Origin of the sequence: Mycobacterium sp. (assembly GCF_049280035.1) — a bacterium.
Classification (GTDB): Bacteria; Actinomycetota; Actinomycetes; order Mycobacteriales; family Mycobacteriaceae; genus Mycobacterium.
On sequence record NZ_JBAPPI010000588.1, the window covers coordinates 1 to 17,180 of the forward strand.

At 64.6% G+C, this 17,180-nt stretch carries 19 protein-coding genes; 13 read left to right on the forward strand and 6 right to left on the reverse strand.

Annotated elements, in window-relative coordinates:
- The first annotated feature begins 169 nt into the window (after positions 1-169).
- Positions 170-874, forward strand: coding sequence for a hypothetical protein (locus tag WAN71_RS19150; protein ID WP_422226839.1), 705 nt, complete (start codon positions 170-172; stop codon positions 872-874).
- On the opposite strand, the gene WAN71_RS19155 is transcribed toward WAN71_RS19150, so the two are convergent.
- The 3 genes from WAN71_RS19155 to WAN71_RS19165 are packed head-to-tail and all read right to left on the reverse strand — an operon-like array spanning position 860 to position 4,866.
- On the reverse strand, positions 860-2,410 hold the full coding sequence (locus tag WAN71_RS19155) for an acetolactate synthase large subunit (RefSeq protein WP_422226840.1): 1,551 nt from the start codon (positions 2,408-2,410) through the stop codon (positions 860-862). The two genes, WAN71_RS19150 and WAN71_RS19155, sit on opposite strands and share 15 nt — an antisense overlap.
- A 19-nt stretch (positions 2,411-2,429) precedes the next feature.
- Positions 2,430-3,197, reverse strand: a complete 768-nt coding sequence (locus WAN71_RS19160) for a fructosamine kinase family protein (RefSeq protein WP_422226841.1) — start codon at positions 3,195-3,197, stop codon at positions 2,430-2,432.
- A 13-nt stretch (positions 3,198-3,210) separates the two neighbouring features.
- Positions 3,211-4,866: an acyl-CoA synthetase gene (locus WAN71_RS19165; RefSeq protein WP_422226842.1), complete on the reverse strand. Its 1,656-nt coding sequence runs from the start codon at positions 4,864-4,866 to the stop codon at positions 3,211-3,213.
- Positions 4,867-4,934: 68 nt separating this feature from the next.
- Between WAN71_RS19165 and WAN71_RS19170 the strand changes: the two genes are divergently transcribed.
- Both WAN71_RS19170 and WAN71_RS19175 read left to right on the forward strand, forming a co-directional pair.
- A complete protein-coding gene (locus WAN71_RS19170; protein ID WP_422226843.1) occupies positions 4,935-5,747 on the forward strand; it encodes a crotonase/enoyl-CoA hydratase family protein in 813 nt (270 codons plus the stop codon).
- Positions 5,748-5,861: 114 nt separating this feature from the next.
- On the forward strand, positions 5,862-6,701 hold the full coding sequence (locus tag WAN71_RS19175) for a hypothetical protein (RefSeq protein WP_422226844.1): 840 nt from the start codon (positions 5,862-5,864) through the stop codon (positions 6,699-6,701).
- Between the two features lie 52 nt (positions 6,702-6,753).
- On the opposite strand, the gene WAN71_RS19180 is transcribed toward WAN71_RS19175, so the two are convergent.
- A complete protein-coding gene (locus WAN71_RS19180; RefSeq protein ID WP_422226845.1) occupies positions 6,754-7,974 on the reverse strand; it encodes a cytochrome P450 in 1,221 nt (406 codons plus the stop codon).
- A gap of 47 nt (positions 7,975-8,021) precedes the next feature.
- Here WAN71_RS19180 and WAN71_RS19185 point away from each other — a divergent pair, with 47 nt between their 5' ends.
- Positions 8,022-8,732 carry an acetoacetate decarboxylase family protein gene (locus WAN71_RS19185; RefSeq protein ID WP_422226846.1) on the forward strand — a complete coding sequence of 237 codons (711 nt, stop codon included), beginning with the start codon at positions 8,022-8,024 and terminating at the stop codon, positions 8,730-8,732.
- Between the two features lie 55 nt (positions 8,733-8,787).
- On the opposite strand, the gene WAN71_RS19190 is transcribed toward WAN71_RS19185, so the two are convergent.
- On the reverse strand, positions 8,788-9,819 hold the full coding sequence (locus WAN71_RS19190; protein ID WP_422226847.1) for an LLM class F420-dependent oxidoreductase: 1,032 nt from the start codon (positions 9,817-9,819) through the stop codon (positions 8,788-8,790).
- A 70-nt stretch (positions 9,820-9,889) separates the two neighbouring features.
- On the opposite strand from WAN71_RS19190, the gene WAN71_RS19195 reads away from it, so the two are divergent.
- The 9 genes from WAN71_RS19195 (at position 9,890) to WAN71_RS19235 (ending at position 16,966) form a co-directional block, all read left to right on the forward strand.
- Positions 9,890-10,900, forward strand: coding sequence for a Zn-ribbon domain-containing OB-fold protein (locus WAN71_RS19195; protein ID WP_422226848.1), 1,011 nt, complete (start codon positions 9,890-9,892; stop codon positions 10,898-10,900).
- Between the two features lie 11 nt (positions 10,901-10,911).
- Positions 10,912-11,973 carry a thiolase domain-containing protein gene (locus tag WAN71_RS19200; protein WP_422226849.1) on the forward strand — a complete coding sequence of 354 codons (1,062 nt, stop codon included), beginning with the start codon at positions 10,912-10,914 and terminating at the stop codon, positions 11,971-11,973.
- A gap of 2 nt (positions 11,974-11,975) precedes the next feature.
- The gene (locus WAN71_RS19205) at positions 11,976-13,145 is read left to right on the forward strand and encodes a thiolase domain-containing protein (protein WP_422226850.1); all 1,170 of its coding nucleotides are present in this window, start codon (positions 11,976-11,978) and stop codon (positions 13,143-13,145) included.
- Complete coding sequence (locus WAN71_RS19210) at positions 13,142-14,023, forward strand: TIGR03619 family F420-dependent LLM class oxidoreductase (RefSeq protein ID WP_422226851.1); 882 nt, start codon at positions 13,142-13,144, stop codon at positions 14,021-14,023. Before WAN71_RS19205 ends, WAN71_RS19210 begins: the two co-directional genes overlap by 4 nt.
- Complete coding sequence (locus WAN71_RS19215) at positions 14,020-14,427, forward strand: nuclear transport factor 2 family protein (RefSeq protein ID WP_422226852.1); 408 nt, start codon at positions 14,020-14,022, stop codon at positions 14,425-14,427. The genes WAN71_RS19210 and WAN71_RS19215 overlap by 4 nt, the downstream gene beginning before the upstream one ends.
- 66 nt (positions 14,428-14,493) lie before the next feature.
- A complete protein-coding gene (locus tag WAN71_RS19220; RefSeq protein ID WP_422226853.1) occupies positions 14,494-15,090 on the forward strand; it encodes a DUF4389 domain-containing protein in 597 nt (198 codons plus the stop codon).
- A complete protein-coding gene (locus WAN71_RS19225) occupies positions 15,087-15,719 on the forward strand; it encodes a class I SAM-dependent methyltransferase (RefSeq protein ID WP_422226854.1) in 633 nt (210 codons plus the stop codon). Before WAN71_RS19220 ends, WAN71_RS19225 begins: the two co-directional genes overlap by 4 nt.
- Before the next feature lie 230 nt (positions 15,720-15,949).
- Positions 15,950-16,390, forward strand: coding sequence for a hypothetical protein (locus tag WAN71_RS19230; protein ID WP_422226855.1), 441 nt, complete (start codon positions 15,950-15,952; stop codon positions 16,388-16,390).
- Positions 16,391-16,519: 129 nt separating this feature from the next.
- On the forward strand, positions 16,520-16,966 hold the full coding sequence (locus WAN71_RS19235) for a hypothetical protein (RefSeq protein WP_422226856.1): 447 nt from the start codon (positions 16,520-16,522) through the stop codon (positions 16,964-16,966).
- A gap of 31 nt (positions 16,967-16,997) precedes the next feature.
- Here the strand turns inward: WAN71_RS19235 and WAN71_RS19240 are convergent.
- Positions 16,998-17,180: hypothetical protein (locus WAN71_RS19240; RefSeq protein ID WP_422226857.1), on the reverse strand; the 183-nt coding region annotated here is incomplete at its 5' end.

A 17,180-nucleotide genomic window follows, 5' to 3' on the forward strand; every position in this document is an offset into this window, starting at 1 on the left:
CAACGGGAAATTCGAACTTCTCCCGCGACTCCCGGTCCTTGGTCTGCTTGCGGATGAAGTCGTACTGATCAAATCCCTGGTGGGGAAAACCAATCATTGTGTCGAACACCGGCAACCCGGCACAGCCAGCCATGCTCACCAGGTTGGAACAAGGCTCTATCTTTGTCCAGTGGCCGGCTTATCGCTTGAAAGCAGCTTTCATGAGCTGGTCGGGAGCCTCCCGGCGACGGTTGGCGTCGCGATCGTGCCAGCCGGCGGAACGTCCGTGAGGTCGCTTGGCGCCTGGTCGACCGGCGTCGCATGGTCGACGATCAAGGTGCCGTTGGCGATTGCGGCCTTGCGTGCAGGCGTAGGGAGCCGGGAGCTGGTGGCCAACGCGATTACCCAATCCGACAACGCCGCCGCCGAGAAGCTGTGGTCGCAGCTCGGGGAGCCGGCCGAGGCGGCACAAAAAGTGCAAGCCGTCATCGACGACGCCGGCGACACATCCACCGTGGTCGAGTCACGACGACTTCGCCCCGGCTATACAGCTTTCGGTCAAACTCAATGGTCCCTGTTTCGGCAGGCACAGTTCGCCGCCGGGCTGCCGGGCATTCCCGATGCTGCTCGCGTCGTCCATTTGATGCACAACCTCGCAAGCGACCATCGCTGGGGACTGGCTGTCAAAGGCTTTGCCGCGAAGGGAGGTTGGGGTCCCGGCGTAGCCGGCGACTACCTGGTCCGGCAATTCGCGATTGTGCCGATCGAAGCCGGGAATGTCGGCGTCGCGCTGGCGGCCCAAGCCCACGACGGCGTGTTCGAGGCCGGAGTCGACGTCCTCAACGGCCTGGCCGACTGGCTCGTCGACCACCTCGCCGAGCTAACCGAGGATTGACGGCACCACAGCGTCGATCAGGTGCGGACCCGGTTCAGCGAAGGCCGTGCGCAATGCGTCGGCGAAGTCCTCGGCAGTGGTTACCCGCCGCGCCGGAACGCCCATGCCCTCGGCGATCTTTACGAAATCCATTGTCGGGCGCGACAAATCAAGGAGATCGAGCGCCTTGGGACCCGGAGCTGAGCCGACTCCGACCCGCTGCAACTCGATCCGCAGAATGTCGTAGGCGGCGTTGTTGTAGATCACCGTCGTGACGTTCAGGTTCTCCCGGGCTAAAGTCCACAGACCCGAAATCGTGTACATCGCCGATCCGTCGGATTCCAGACACAGCACCGGCCGGTCAGGTGCGGCGACGGCGGCGCCCACGGCGGACGGTATGCCAAAGCCGATGGCGCCGCCGGTCAGGGTCAGCCAATCATGCGCGGGTGCACCGGCGGTCGCTGCCACCAGGAACACACCGGAGGTGTTGGACTCGTCGACAACGATCACCCGTTCCGGCATGAGCGCGCCGACCGCGTCGGCCACCGCCGCCACGGTCAACGCACCGGATGGCAGCTGTGGACGTGACGGTGCCGCAACCGCAGCGCTCGAGCCGGGCGCAACCTCGTCGGCCAACGCGGTCAAAGCCTCCGCGGCACCGGTGTGTTCGCCGAGCACATGCACTTGGCAGCCCTCCGGCACCAGATCGCTCGGCTTGTCGGGATAGGCGAAGAACGACACCGGCGACGCAGCCCCGGCCAAGAACAGATGTTTGGCGCCGTCGAGTTGAGCCGCGACGGCCTCGGCGAAATAGGCGATTCGTTCGACGGCGGGGACGCCGGCGCCGCGTTCCAGCCGCGTGGGGAAGGTCTCGCAGTACCAGCGGGCCCCGGTGGCCGCGGCGATCCGGGCCCCCGCAGTCAGCCCCGCGTTGCGGGTGCCGTCGCCGCCGATCAGGATTACCGCGGGTTCGCCGGAGCGCAATACTGTTGCCGCCAACTCGACCGCGTCCGCGTCGATGGGCGACGGTGTCGGCCCGGCCGCGGCCGAAGCGCCGGCCCGTGCATCCTCGGTCCACGAAATATCCGCGGGCAGAATCAATGTCGCGACATGTCCGCCGCTCTGGCTGGCAGCGATCGCCTCCGCGGCGTCAGCCGCAACATCACCGTCGGATCGCCGCAGCCAGCCCGACACACTGCCGGCCACCGCCTCGATGTCGGATTCCAGTGGGGCGTCGTACTTCTTGTGATAGGTAGCGTGGTCGCCGACGACCACTACCATCGGCACCCTGGCGCGCCGGGCGTTGTGCAGGTTGGCCAGGCCGTTGCCCAGCCCGGGGCCGAGGTGCAGCAGCACCGCGGCGGGGCGGCCGGCGATGCGGGCATAGCCATCAGCCGCGCCGGTGGCGACTCCCTCGAATAAGGCCAGCACGCCTCGCATTTGCGGGACGGCGTCCAGCGCCGCCACGAAGTGCATCTCGGAAGTACCGGGGTTGGCGAAACAAACGTCGACGCCGCCGTCGACCAGGGCGTTGATCAGGGCCTGGGCACCATTCACGCTTCGACTCTAGACGCGGCTAGACGGACAGCGCGGCCCGGGCGCAGGCATGCGTCTGCTGCGCGTACCCGCCGCCGAACAGCACAACATGCGCAAGCAACGGAAAGAGCTGGTGCAGGCCAATGCGTTTGCGCCAGCCCGGCCTCAGCTTTCGCACCCGCTGGTAGCCGGCGAGGACAGCGTCGTAGTGCGGGCAGCCAAACAGCGCGAGCATCGCCAGGTCGGTTTCGCGGTGACCGCCGTGTGCGGCCGGATCGATCAGCACCACCCCGTCGGGCGTCCACATCACATTCCCGCTCCACAAATCGCCGTGCAGCCGGGCCGGAGGGTCATCGTCGTCGAAGTCGCCGGCTCGGCATCGCGCCGCGACGGAGTCGATCGCGTCACGGGTCGAAGCCTCGAGACGCCGCGCCGCGAGCTCGGCCATCGGGGTCAGTCGCTCGTCAGCGTAGAAATCGCCCCACCGCCGGTGGTGTCGCAGCGACATCGGCAGCGGCTGCGACAGCGGCCCGAAGAACCCGGGCCCGTCCCATCCGTCCGGCCCAGCACCGAACGCCGCCGCCCCCGCATCGTGCGTAACCGCCAGTCGAGTGCCGAACTCAGCCGCCGCGTCGGGCGTCGGCGTCACCGAGTCGAGCCGGCGCAGGGTCAGGCTCGTCGCCTCAACGGAAACAACCTGCGCGCAGGGCGCACCACCGTCGACGTCGGAAAGCCAGCGCAGCCCGGCGGCTTCGCAAGCGAAGAAGCCGGTGGGCGCTCCCGGATTGTTTTTATCGAAATCGGTCACGCAGCCCGGCGCGTCAGGCAGTCACGTGCGCGGCATGCACATCGTCGGCCGGGCGCGCCTCAGTCTGCTCCTTGGCCCAGCGGTAGTCGGGTTTCCCGGCCGGCGAACGCTTGACCTCGTCGACCAACCAAAGACTGCGTGGCACTTTGTATCCCGCGATCTCGGCGCGCACGAAACTGTCCAGTGCCGACAGCGTCGGCCGAGAGCCGGGCCGAGCCTGCACCACGGCGGCCACATGCTGGCCGTACCGGGCGTCGGGCACACCGACCACCAGTGCATCGAAGACGTCGGGGTGGCCCTTGAGCGCGGCCTCGACCTCCTCGGGGTAGATCTTCTCGCCGCCGCTGTTGATCGAGACCGAGCCGCGGCCCAGCATGGTGACGGAGCCGTCCTCCTCGACCTGCGCGTAGTCGCCCGGAATCGCGTAGCGAACGCCGTTGATGGTCTTGAAGGTCTCGGCGGTCTTCTTCTCATCCTTGTAGTAGCCGACCGGGATGTTGCCCTTCTTGGCGATGAGACCGCGCACGCCGGAGCCGGGCTTCACCTCGTTGCCGTCCTCGTCGAGCACGACCGTGCGGTGATCGATCGCGACCCGTGGACCACCGCTGTGCGGCGCGTCTTTGGCGACGATGCTGGTGCCGCCGAAACCGGTCTCCGAGGAGCCGATCGAATCGGTGATCACCCGGTTGGGCAGCAGCTCCAGCAGTCTCTCCTTGATGCTCGGTGAGAACAGCGCCGCGGTGCTGGCGAGCAGGAAAAGCGATGACAGGTCGTACTCGTTACCTTCGTCCTGATGAGCTAACAGGGCATCGAGCAACGGCCGCGCCATCGCATCGCCGGTGAAGAACAGCAGGTTCACCTTGTGGTCGTGAATCGTGCGCCACACCTCGTCGGCGTTGAATTCCGGTGCAAGCACGGTGGTTTGGCCAGAGAAGATCGACATCCAGGTGGCCGACTGGGTAGCGCCGTGGATCATCGGCGGAATCGGATAGCGGATCATCGGCGGATTGGCGGCGGCGGCCTTGGCGAGGTCGTGTTCGCTTTTGACGAATTCGCCTGTGGCGAAGTCAGTTCCGCCGAACAGCACCCGGTAAATGTCCTCGTGGCGCCACATCACACCCTTCGGGAAGCCGGTGGTGCCGCCGGTGTAGAGCAGGTAGATGTCGTCAGCGTTGCGCTCACCGAAATCCCGCTCGGGTGAGCCCGCCGCGATCGCAGCGTAGAACTCGACGCCGCCGTAGCGCTGGTAGTCGTTATCACTGCCGTCCTCGACGACGAGGACCGTCTTGACATTGGGCGTATCCGGCAGCACGTTGGCCACCCGATCGGAGTACTGGCGCTCGTGGACCACCGCGACCATGTCGGAGTTCTCGAACAGGTAGCGAAGTTCGCCCTCAACATAGCGGAAGTTGACGTTGACCAGGATCGCGCCCGCCTTGACGATGCCCAGCATCGCAATGACGATCTCGTTGCGGTTACGGCAGTAGAGCCCGACCTTGTCGTCCTTCTGCACACCCTGGTCGAGAAGGTAGTGCGCCAGGCGGTTGGCCTTCTCCTCCAGTTGGGCGTAGGTCAGCTGGTCGTCGCCGCAGATCAGCGCGATACGGTCGGGTACGGCGTCGATGGCGTGCTCCGCCAAGTCGGCAATATTCAGGGCCACGGACCCCAAATTAGAACGTGTTACATTTTTTTACAAGTTGTATCCAGCCTGACAAGCCCGAGGGAAGGCGATCACCCGTGAGCGAGTCCGAAACAGGCGCCAGCAAAAAAGCACACGCCATCATTGAGCAGCGCGGACACACCCTGATCTTGACGCTGAACCGTCCCGAGGCCCGCAATGCGCTCTCGACCGAGATGCTTTCGATCATGGTCGAGGCGTGGGACCGCGTCGACAACGATCCCGATATCCGGTGCTGCATCCTCACCGGGGCCGGCGGCTACTTCTGCGCGGGCATGGACCTGAAAGCCGCGACTGCCCGCCCGCCGGGCGACTCGTTCAAAGACGGCAGCTACGACCCGTCGCGCATCGATGCCCTACTCAAAGGTCGTCGGCTGACCAAACCGCTGATCGCCGCGGTCGAGGGCCCGGCCATCGCCGGCGGCACCGAGATCCTGCAGGGCACCGACATCCGCATCGCCGGCCATAGCGCCAAGTTCGGCATCTCGGAGGCCAAATGGAGCCTCTACCCGATGGGCGGCTCGGCGGTGCGGCTGGTACGCCAGATCCCCTACACGGTGGCCTGCGATCTGCTGCTGACCGGTCGGCACATCACCGCCGCGGAGGCCAAGGAGATCGGCTTGATCGGCTACCTGGTTCCCGACGGTGAGGCGTTGACCAAGGCGCTCGAGATCGCCGAAGTGATCAACAACAACGGGCCGCTCGCGGTGCAGGCGATCCTGCGCGCGATTCGGGAAACCGAGGGCATGCACGAGAACGAAGCGTTCAAAATCGACACCCAACTCGGGATATCGGTGTTCCTGTCCGACGACGCGAAGGAAGGCCCGATGGCATTCAAGGAGAAGCGCACTCCGCAGTTCAAGGGGCGCTAGCGCATCCCTGCGCGCCCTGGCGCCGAACGTGAAATTGTTGCGAGTTTCCCGCCGATTTATCGCAATGGTTTCACGCTCGATGAGCTGTCGGTCGCGCCCGGCACACTCGTCGTCATGGGGGCACCATTCATCGGCAGCGAGGCCGTCGCATCGGGTGCGCTAACCCCGTACGCATTGCGGACCAAGTTCACGCCGATTCATCGCGACGTATATGTTGCTCGCGACATCGAGCTCACGGCCGTCGTGCGCGCGCACGCTGCTTGGCTGTGGTCTCAGCGACGCGGCGTGATCGCTGGTCGCTCCGCTTCAGCGTTACACGGTGCCAAATGGGTCGACGCTAATCGCCCCGCGGAGATCATCTACGACAATCGTCACGCTCCGGCGGGGATCCGAACGTGGTCCGACCGTGTCGCAAACGACGAGGTAGCCCTACTCGACGGCGTTACCGTCACTGTCCCAGCGCGGACCGCCCTCGACATAGCGTCCCGCTACCCGGTCGGCAAGGCCGTCGCCGCCATCGATTCGCTTGCTCGCGCAACACACCTCAAGATGGCCGACGTCGACCTCCTCGGCGAGCGTTATGCAGGCCGCCGCGGCATCCGAAAGGCCCGCAGGACTTTGGATCTCGTAGATGCGGGCGCCGAGTCGCCCCGTGAGACATGGCTGCGCCTGCTGCTTATCCGCGCCGGCTTCCCGCCGCCGCAGACGCAGATCCCGGTCTACGACGAGTACGGCCAGCTCGTCGCCGTACTTGATATGGGTTGGGAGCATCTCAAGTTGGCCGTCGAGTACGACGGCGACCACCACTGGACCGACCGTCGGCAATTCAACAGAGACATCGCGCGTGCCGAAGCCCTGACCGACCTTGGCTGGATCGACGTTCGGGTGACGGCCGAGGACACGGAAGGTGGCGTGATCGCTCGGGTATCAGTGGCCTGGGACCGCCGAGTGTGAAACTGTTGCGATTTTTTCGTTGATTTTTCGCAGCAGTTTCACATTGGACACGTTAGAGCAGTGGGCTGCTGGGCGTGAAAGTCATTGGCATTGCCTCCAGGCCGCTGACGAAGTTGGCTGGGCGCAAAGGCAATACATTGTCTTCGGCGGCTAGCCGCAGATCGGGCAGTCGCTCCAGCACCCGGCCGGTCATCAGGCTCAGCTCCAAGCGGGCCAGCTGATTGCCGAGACAGAAATGGGTGCCGAAGCCGAAAGCCAAGTGGGTGTTAGGGTCTCGCCGGATATCAAACTGGTCGGGGTTGTCGAAGACCGACTCGTCGAAGTTCGCCGACTCGAAGAGCAACATCATCTTCTCGCCTGCGCGAAGCGCAGTGCCGTGGAATTCGGTATCGGCCGTCAAGGTCCGGCACATGTTCTTCACCGGTGACGTCCAACGCAGCATCTCTTCGATCGCACCCGGTAACAGCGCGTGGTCGGCTTGCAGCGTGTTCCACTGGTCGCGATGTCGCACCACCTGCTCGGTGCCGCCGGACAGGGTGTGGCGGGTGGTTTCGTCGCCACCGATGAGGATCAGCAGCGTCTCGAGGATAATCTCGTCGTCGGACATCCGCTGACCCTCGACCTCGGCGTTCACCAGGATGGAAAACAAGTCGTCGGTCCGGTTGGCACGGCGCTTGGTGATCAGGTCCATGGTGAACTCGGTGTAGGCGGCGAACGCCTCCATTACCGCCTGGAACTCCGCCGACGTCGGGTCGATGTGTGAGCTCAACCCGGTCACCAGGTCGTCGGACCACTTCAGCAGCATGCCGCGCTCCTCGGGCAGCACACCGAGCATGTCGCCGATCACCGCCATCGGCAGCGGGGCGGCGATATCGCGGACGAAGTCGCACTCGCCTCGCTCGCAGACCGCGTCGATCAGCGTGTCGCAGAGCCTCGCGATGGACGGCTCCTTCTCCTTCACCCGCTTACGAGTGAATCCTGCGTTGACCAGCTTGCGCCGCAACAAGTGTGCGGGGTCGTCCATGTCGATCATGTACGGCATCCCCGGCTGATCCGGACGAATGCCGCCGGTGCTGGAGAACAGCTCCGGATCGCGCTCGGCGTCGATGATGGCCTGATACGTCGTCGCGCCGGCCAAGCCGTTGCGGTCCCGAAACACCGGTTGGTTGGCCCGCATCCAGCGATAGGCCTCGCGTGAAGTCCGGCGGTCGGCATAGAAAAGACCGTCCGCCAAATCGATGTTCAAGATTGTGTCCGGGATGGTCGAAGTCATCTAACCAACCTCCAGTTTTCTGCTTCGAGCGCATTACAGTAAGCCCCATGCCTGTCTCGCAACACACCATCGCTGGAACCGTTCTCACCATGCCGGTGGTGATCCGTAAAGCCGACCAGCACGCCGCGATGTTCTCGATCAACGCCGCGGCGGCGCAGCGCCTCATCGACTACAGCGGCCTGCAGATCTTCGAATACCTGCCCGGCCGCGCGATCCTGGCGCAGCTGCTGGTGCGCTACATCGACGGCGATCTGGGCAAGTACCACGAGTACGGCACCGCCTTCATGGTGAACCCGCCGGGCACAACACTTCGAGGCATACGGGCGATGGCCAAGGCTGCCACCTTCATCCATCACCTGCCCGTCGATCAGGCGTTCACCCTCGAGGCCGGCCGCACCATCTGGGGCTACCCGAAGATCATGGCGGACTTCAACGTTCGCGAGGGCCGCAAGTTCGAGTTCGACGTCAGCGCCGACGGCCAGTTGATCGCCGGAATCGAGTTCAGCCGCGGACTGCCGCACCCGGCGCCGGGACCGCAACACCTCAAAACCTACTGCCACCTGGACGGCGTCACCCGGGAGATCTCCTCGGAGATGAGCACGACGGGCGTGCGCACCCGGCTCGGCGGTGCCCGCATCAGGCTGGGCGACCACCCCTACGCCAAAGAACTGGCGACGCTGGGCCTGCCCAAGCGGGCGTTGATGACGCAGTCCGCGGCCAATGTGGAGATGTCGTTCGGCGACGCACGCGCCCTCTGAGCCCATCCCCATCCGGCCAATCTAGAACGTGTTCTAGCCGGCCGCAAGCACCAGCTCAGATCAACGATGCGAGCTCGCGGACCTGCTCTGTACTGCGACCAGACACCACCATCATGGTGACGCCTGCGGCCTCCCAGGCCTTGATCTGCTTACGCACGTAGTCCACGTCGCCGACGATCGCCGCGTCGTCGATGACCTCGTCCGGGATGATCGCCGCGGCCTTGTCCTTCTGGTCGCTGCGGAAGAGCTTCGTCACGTCGTCGACCACCTCGGCGTAGCCCATCCGGCGGTAGACGTCGGCGTGGAAGTTGGTGTCCTCGGCACCCATCCCGCCCATGTAGAGGGCGATGTAGGGCTTCATGGCCGCGAACGCGGCGCTGCGGTCATCGGTGATGACGATGTTGGCCGTGGCGCAGATCTCGAAGTCCTCGCGGCTACGGCGGGCGCCCGGGCGGGCGAACCCCTCGCCCAACCACTCGTTGTACGTGTCGGCCATGCGCGGCGTGTAGAAGATCGGCAGCCAGCCGTCGCAGATCTCAGCGGCCAACGCGACATTCTTCGGCCCCTCGGCGCCCAGCATGATCGGGATGTCGGAGCGCAGCGGATAGGTAATGGGCTTGAGCGGCTTGCCCAGACCCGTCGCACGCTCCCCCGTCAACGGCAGCGGATAGTGCGGGCCGTCGCTCGTCACCGGCTTTTCGCGCGCCCACACCTGCCGGATGATGTCGATGTATTCCCGGGTGCGGGCCAACGGCTTGGGGAACGACTGCCCGTACCAACCCTCCACCACCTGCGGACCCGAGACCCCCAGACCAAGAATGTGCCGGCCACCGCTGAGGTGATCCAGCGTCAGCGCCGCCATCGCGCAGGCGGTTGGTGTGCGGGCGGATAGTTGCACCACGGACGTGCCCAACCTTAGCCGCTGCGTCGACGAACCCCACCAGGCCAGCGGCGTGTAGGCGTCCGATCCCCACGCTTCGGCGGTGAACACGGCGTCGAATCCGGCCTCCTCGGCCGCGGCGACCAGTTCCGCGTGGTTTTCCGGTGGATGAGCGCCCCAATATCCCAGCTGGAGTCCGAGCTTCATGCGAGCCGCCTTTCCTGCAGGTCCCGACCGTATCTTGAAACCATTCTTAGAACCTGTTCTACTCGATGCTGTGACCACCAGCCAAAGCAGCCCGGTGCAGATCGATACCCATCAGCCGCCTCTATCGGCACCTCTGAAGCTGTCCTTCGACTACACCCGTTCAGTCGGACCCACCCTCAGCCAGTTCTTCACCGCCCTCCGTGAGCGACGGATCGTCGGTGTCAGGGGCTCGGATGGCCGGGTCTACGTCCCGCCCGCCGAGTTCGACCCCGTGACCTACGAACGATTGACCGAGATCGTACCGGTGGCCAGTGTCGGGACCGTGCTGTCGTGGACCTGGCAGCCCGAGCCCCTGGCGGGGCAGCCGCTGGACCGGCCATTCGCCTGGGCGCTGATCAAGCTCGACGGCGCCGACATTCCACTGCTGCACGCCGTTGATGTCGGGGCCGCCGGATCATCCGATTCCATCAACTCCGGGGCGCGGGTGCATGCCCATTGGGTCGACGAACCGGCAGGCGCGATCACCGACATCGCCTACTTTGCGCTCGGCTCAGAAGCCCAGGAGGCGGCGCCCGTCCTCGAAACGACCGACGACCGCGACCCGGTGACGGTCCAGGTGACGCCAAGCAGCATCGAAATCCAGCACACCGCTTCGCTTCCAGAGAGCGCGTTTCTGCGCGCTCTGGAAGAGGGCAAGCTGCTCGGCGCCCGCACCGGCGAAAACGGGAAAGTGTACTTCCCTCCGAAGGAAGCAGACCCGGCGACCGGGCTCGATCTCGACAACTTCCTCGAGCTGCCCGACACGGGCACGGTCACGACGTTCGCGATCATCAACATCCCGTTCGCCGGGCAGCGCATCAAACCGCCGTACGTCGCGGCCTACGTCCTGCTCGACGGTGCCGATATCGCGTTTCTGCACCTGGTTCAGGAGATCGACGCCTCCGAGGTGCGGATGGGCATGCGGGTGCAGGCGGTGTGGAAGCCCCGCGAGGAATGGGGCCTCGGCATCGACAACATCGAATACTTCAAGCCGACCGGCGAACCCGACGCCGACTACGACACCTACAAACACCACCTGTAAGAGGGAATGACGTGACCGATCGCGATGTAGCTGTCGTCGGATTCGCCCATGCGCCGCATGTGCGCCGCACCGACGGCACCACCAACGGCGTCGAAATGCTGATGCCGTGCTTCCATGCGCTGTACGACGGACTCGGCCTCGAGCAGACCGACATCGGCTTCTGGTGTTCGGGCTCGTCGGATTACCTTGCCGGCCGCGCATTTTCGTTCATCTCGGCGATCGACTCGATCGGGGCGGTGCCGCCGATCAACGAGTCGCACGTGGAAATGGACGCCGCGTGGGCACTCTACGAGGCCTACATCAAGCTGCTGACCGGTGAGGTCGACACCGCACTTGTCTACGGCTTCGGCAAGTCTTCGGCCGGCACCCTGCGTCGCGTGCTCGCGCTGCAGACCGACCCGTACACCGTCGCGCCGCTGTGGCCCGACTCGGTGTCGATGGCGGGGCTGCAGGCCCGCTTCGGCCTGGACTCCGGCAAGTGGACGGCCGAGCAGATGGCTCAGGTCGCCCTGGACTCGTTCGCCGTTGCCGAGCGCACTGACTCGGAGAAGCCGGCGAAGAGCATCGACGAGCTGCTGGCCCGGCCGTTCTTCGCCGATCCCCTTCGGCGCCACGACATTGCGCCGATCACCGACGGCGCAGCGGCGATCGTGCTGGCCGCTGGCGACAAGGCCCGCGAGCTGCGTAAGAACCCCGCGTGGATCACCGGGATCGAGCACCGCATCGAGACTCCGGTCCTCGGCGCCCGGGACCTGACCACGTCGCCGTCGACGGCGGCGTCCGCCAAGGCTGCGACCGGTGGAGACACCAGCTCGATCGAGGTGGCCGAGATCTACGCGCCGTTCACCCATCAGCAACTGATCCTGACCGAGGCAATCGGCCTGCCGTCGTCGACGAAGGTCAACCCGTCGGGCGGGACACTGGCGGCCAACCCAATGTTCTGCGCCGGGTTGGAGCGCATCGGCTTTGCGGCACAACACATTTTCGACGGCTCCGCAAGCCGGGTGCTCGCGCACGCGACCAGCGGCCCGGTCTTGCAACAGAATCTCGTCGCCGTGCTGGAAGGGAAATAATCATGGCGGGCCAGTTGGCTGCGGTGCTCGGCACCGGCCAGACGAAGTATGTCGCCAAACGCCAGGACGTCTCGATGAACGGCCTGGTTCGCGAGGCCATCGACAAGGCATTGTCCGACTCCGGGTCCACCATGGACGACATCGACGCTGTGGTCGTCGGCAAAGCGCCCGACTTCTTCGAGGGCGTCATGATGCCGGAGCTGTTCATGGCCGACGCGGTGGGCGCGACCGGCAAGCCGTTGATCCGGGTGCACACCGCGGGTTCGGTCGGCGGGTCGACCGGTGTGGTGGCGGCCAGCCTGGTGCAGTCTGGCAAGTACCGCCGCGTGCTCGCGATGGCATGGGAGAAGCAGTCCGAGTCGAATGCCATGTGGGCGTTGAGCATTCCGGTGCCGTTCACCAAGCCGGTCGGCGCCGGTGCGGGCGGCTACTTCGCTCCGCACGTGCGCTCCTACATCCGCCGATCCGGCGCGCCGACGCACATCGGGGCCATGGTGGCGGTCAAGGACCGGCTGAACGGCGCCAAGAATCCGTTGGCGCACTTGCATCAACCGGACATCACGCTGGAAAAGGTGATGGCGTCGCAGATGCTGTGGGACCCCATTCGCTTCGACGAGACCTGCCCGTCGTCCGACGGCGCCTGTGCGGTGGTGATCGGCAACGAGGACATCGCCGACAAGCGAGTCGCCGAAGGCCACCCGGTGGCATGGATCCACGCCACCGCGTTGCGCACCGAACCGCTGGCGTACTCCGGCCGCGACCAGGTCAACCCGCAGGCCGGGCGCGATGCCGCCAAGGCGCTGTGGAAGGCAGCAGGCATCACCAGCCCGATCGACGAGATCGACGCCGCCGAGGTTTACGTGCCGTTCTCCTGGTTTGAGCCGATGTGGCTGGAGAACCTCGGATTCGCGCCCGAGGGCGACGGCTGGAAGCTGACCGAGGCGGGCGAAACCGAGATCGGCGGGCGGATTCCGCTCAACGCTTCCGGTGGCGTGCTGTCGTCGAACCCGATCGGCGCATCCGGTCTGATCCGGTTCGCCGAGGCGGCCATTCAGGTGATGGGCAAGGCGGGCGACCATCAAGTTCGGGGCGCGCGCAAGGCACTTGGCCATGCCTACGGCGGTGGCTCGCAGTATTATTCGATGTGGGTAGTGGGGGCCGACAAGCCGTGAAGTACACCTGCAGCGTCGCGATGGGACCAATCGATCAGTTGGTCGACATCGCAAAGACCGCCGAAGAGGCGGGATTCGACGCGATCGCATTGCCAGACTCGTTGTTCTACATGGAGAAGGCCGCCGCCGATTATCCGTACACCCCCGACGGCTCGCGGATGTGGAACGAGGACACGCCTTGGGTCGATCCGCTGATCGCCGCCGGCGCCATGGGCGCGGTCACCTCGACGCTGCGGTTCTACACCAACGTGATGAAGCTCGGCTCCCGTAATCCGCTGCTGCTGGCCCGCCAAGTCGGTTCGGTAGCCAACCTGACCCACAACAGGTTTGGTTTTGGTGTAGGAATCGGCTGGGCACCAGAGGAATTCGAATGGTGCGGGGTGCCTTATGCGCGGCGCGGTGCGCGCGTCGACGAGATGATCAAGGTCATCAAACTCGTGCTGGACGGTGGAATGGTCGAATTCCACGGCGAGTTCTACGACTTCGACCGTTTGCAGATGACCCCGGCGCCCAGCCAACCCGTGCCGTTCTACGTCGGCGGCCACACTGACGTCGCGCTCAAGCGTGCCGCCCGCGTCAGCGACGGCTGGACCAGCGCGATGATGACCGCCGACCAGCTCGCCGAGACCATCGGCAAAATCAAGGCCTTGCTTGCCGAATACGACCGAGCGGATGTCCCTTTCGAATACCAGGCGGTGTGCATCGACAAGTTCGGTGTGGACGGCCACCGGGAACTTGCCGACATCGGCGTCACCGACAACATCGTGATCCCGTGGGTTTTTGACGGACTCGGGTTCGATGCGCCGCTGGAGAAGAAGAAGGATTCGTTGAAACGTTTCGCCGACACCTATATCCACTCGGGATGGCAGGACACATGACCGAATCAGCTGCACACCTGGCCGGCAAGCGTTCCCGCGATGCAGTTGGGACCAGAGACAAAGACGCGTGGCTGGCGGTGTTCGCCGACGACGCCATCGTCGAGGACCCGATCGGGCCGTCGCATTTCGACCCCGAGGGCAAGGGGCATCGGGGTCGGGATGCCATCTCGGCGTTCTGGGACAAGGCGATTGCGCCGACGGACAAGATCGAGTTTCATTTCCGCGACACCTATCAGTGCGGCAACGAGGAAGCCAACGTCGGCCACATCCTGATCACGGCGGCCGGGCATCAGGTCACCGCCGAAGGGGTGTTCACCTACAAGGCCAACGACGAGGGCATGTTGGTGGCGCTGCGCGCGTACTGGGAGGTTGACCGCGCGACGGCCAGCGCGCGCAAGATCTGAACCCAGCACTGCTCTCCCCCGTAATCAAATTGGAGCGACCTGCATATCGGCCAGGGGAGTCGCAGGATGGACAGCGTGGACGAGCCCGTACGGGTACGAGGCGATTTCGACGCGCCCTCACGCTGGCTGTGGCTCTTCAAGTGGTGCGTGCTGGCGGTGCCGCACTACCCCATATTGATCCTGCTCTACCTGGCCTACCCGCTGGTGACCATCGTTGCCGGCGTCGCCATCTTGTTCACCGGACGGTATCCGCGTCCGCTCTTCGACTTCAATGTCGGGGTGCTGCGCTGGTCGTGGCGGGTGATGAACTACCGGTTTCCGATGAACAGCACCGACAAGTACCCGCCTTTCACGCTCGCTTCTCGGCCCGATTACCCAGGCGATCTCGAAGTCGACTATCCGGAACGGCTCACGAATTGGGCGGTGCTGGTGAAGTGGTGGCTCCTGGGGCTGCCGCAGATACTCATGTGTTGGGCGATGGAGCCGCTGCTGCAGCTGCTGTGCGTCATCGCCCCGTTCTGGCTGTTATTCACCGGCACTATCCCGCGGGGCATGTCCGACCTTCTCCTGGGCCTCGTTCGATGGCGTTATCGGGTAGCCGTGTACGTCTCCTTGATGCGCGACGAATATCCGCCGTTCCGACTTGATCTAGGTAACCGATGACCCGGCGTAATCCGCTATTCCCGTATGTCTATCGACTCGGCATGCCGATCTTTGACCGGCTGTTCTACCGCCGCTATCGCCGAGAGGCGATGAGGAATGCCACCGGCCGGCTGCTGATGGTGGGTCTGGGCCCGGGAACTGACTTGATGTTTCTTCCGCCCGCGGTGACGTCGGTCGCGGCCGTGGAGCCGGAGGCGGCGATGCGCCGAATGGCGTCAGCGCTGGCTCGCCGCCGAAACATTGCCGTCGATATCGTCGACGGTATCGGCGAATCGATTCCCTTCCCGGACAACAGTTTCGATTCGGTGCATGTCGGGCTGGTGCTGTGCTCGGTCGACAATGTGGCCGCTACCCTCGGCGAGATCCGACGGGTCCTCGCTCCCGGGGGCAGATTGGTCGTTCTCGAACATGTCCGCGGGGACGGGCTGATGGGTCGGTTCCAGGACCTGATCGCCAAGCCGTGGTCTTGGCTGGCCTCCGGCTGCGAGCCGAACCGCCGAACCATCGACGCCATTGCCGCGGCCGGATTCGATACCGGGGGGTTACGCAACACCCGACGCACCCTGGTGCCGGCCCCGTGCACTCCTCATCTACAAGGATTCGCCACCGTTATCGACCGCGATGCGTGAACGTGAGGGTTCACCGATGGGGCAATCGTTATCTTCTGTTCAGCTTCTGTTTAGCTTCTATTCAGTTGCCGTTAACTAACGGTCCGTGTACCCGTTATGCCGAACATTCGCCGCTCGCGAGTCGCCGGCTGTGGGCTACCCACAACATCATCAATAAATCAGAGGGGACAAGTCGGCCGCGGGGAGCCCGCCACACACATCATCCAATGATTCGAGAAGTGGAGTCTCCCATGAGTTACAAGAATCTGGCCGGCCTCGGCACGGCCGCCGGCGCTTTCGTCGCTGCCGGGCTCATCTCGTTGGCAACAGGCCCAATCGCGCACGCCGACGGGGATGATGGCTCCCCGGGGGTAGACACCGACTTCATGACTGGACCCCTCCAAAATTTCGGCATGTTCACGGACCAGTCATTCGCCGACCCTTCCGACAATGAGTTCGTTGCGACAGTTTTCTCAAGTCAGCAACTTGGCTTCACGGATATTTTGACTTCCGGAGCCGACCCCTCCGACGGCGTCGGGCTCGGCGCCGCGGGCATAGGGGAGGCCGGGGAGACAGTAAACACGTTCATAGACCCGAGCAACCCGGCCCTGGCGTCCATGCTCTCGTTCGAGCTTCCGTTCACGGATCCTCTCGCCCAGATCTTTACTGACTTCCTCCAGTTTGGTTTCTGATCTCACCGGCCCCCCTGATCGAGCCTGGTGAGGGGGTTTCGCTCAGGTTTCTTTAGGTCTATGCTCAGGTTGTATTAACAGTGGCTTAGATCACACTCGCGATTGGAGTCTCCAATGAGTGCTCGGCGTATGACACTCGTTCTCGGCACCGCTGCCGGTGCTTTTCTGGCGGCCGGGCTCATCCCGTTGGCAACCAGCCCCGTCGCCCACGCCGACCCTGACGACGTTAGCGTAGGAGCGGACACAGACTTTGACTCTGCCAAGGACCCATTGTTGGCCCTCTTCGGCGTCACCGACGTGGGGGTGGCCGACCCTAGCGACAATTTTGAGGCGATGGTTGTGACCTTTCCGTCTCTCCCCGGCGTCATGGATGTGTTGACTTCTGGGACGGACCCCTCGGATGCATTGACTACATTAGGGGTGCCCGCTGACATTGCCGGAGGGATGACCGGCGTGACAGTCAACACGTTCATCGACCCGAGCCTAGGGATCGACAGCTCGTTCACCATTCCCTTCACGGATCCCCTCGCAGGGCTGTGGGACATCCTCGTCGCGAACGACTTCTTCGGCCTCTGAGGTGGACAGCTGAACTGAGATCGCCGTCGCCTTACTCGACGCCGACGGCCTCGATGATGTTGAGTCGCGCCGCGCGGCGGGCCGGCGGCAGCGAGCCGAGCAGGCTGATCGCCAACGCGCCCACGGTGAACACGAGTGCCATCGGACTCGGCCGGAAGCCGACGTTGAAGTTCATTAGGTCCCCGCTGACCAGGCTGTAGAGCCACTGGTCCGT

What these genes read in the sequence shown, in the direction of transcription:
- WAN71_RS19175 (WP_422226844.1), top strand. Translation starts at nt 5,862, where the DNA reads ATGGGGGCACCATTCATCGGCAGCGAGGCCGTCGCATCGGGTGCGCTA.
- WAN71_RS19180 (WP_422226845.1), bottom strand. Translation starts at nt 7,974, where the DNA reads ATGACTTCGACCATCCCGGACACAATCTTGAACATCGATTTGGCGGAC.
- WAN71_RS19185 (WP_422226846.1), top strand. Translation starts at nt 8,022, where the DNA reads ATGCCTGTCTCGCAACACACCATCGCTGGAACCGTTCTCACCATGCCG.
- WAN71_RS19190 (WP_422226847.1), bottom strand. Translation starts at nt 9,819, where the DNA reads ATGAAGCTCGGACTCCAGCTGGGATATTGGGGCGCTCATCCACCGGAA.
- WAN71_RS19205 (WP_422226850.1), top strand. Translation starts at nt 11,976, where the DNA reads ATGGCGGGCCAGTTGGCTGCGGTGCTCGGCACCGGCCAGACGAAGTAT.
- WAN71_RS19215 (WP_422226852.1), top strand. Translation starts at nt 14,020, where the DNA reads ATGACCGAATCAGCTGCACACCTGGCCGGCAAGCGTTCCCGCGATGCA.
- WAN71_RS19220 (WP_422226853.1), top strand. Translation starts at nt 14,494, where the DNA reads ATGGACAGCGTGGACGAGCCCGTACGGGTACGAGGCGATTTCGACGCG.
- WAN71_RS19225 (WP_422226854.1), top strand. Translation starts at nt 15,087, where the DNA reads ATGACCCGGCGTAATCCGCTATTCCCGTATGTCTATCGACTCGGCATG.
- WAN71_RS19230 (WP_422226855.1), top strand. Translation starts at nt 15,950, where the DNA reads ATGAGTTACAAGAATCTGGCCGGCCTCGGCACGGCCGCCGGCGCTTTC.
- WAN71_RS19235 (WP_422226856.1), top strand. Translation starts at nt 16,520, where the DNA reads ATGACACTCGTTCTCGGCACCGCTGCCGGTGCTTTTCTGGCGGCCGGG.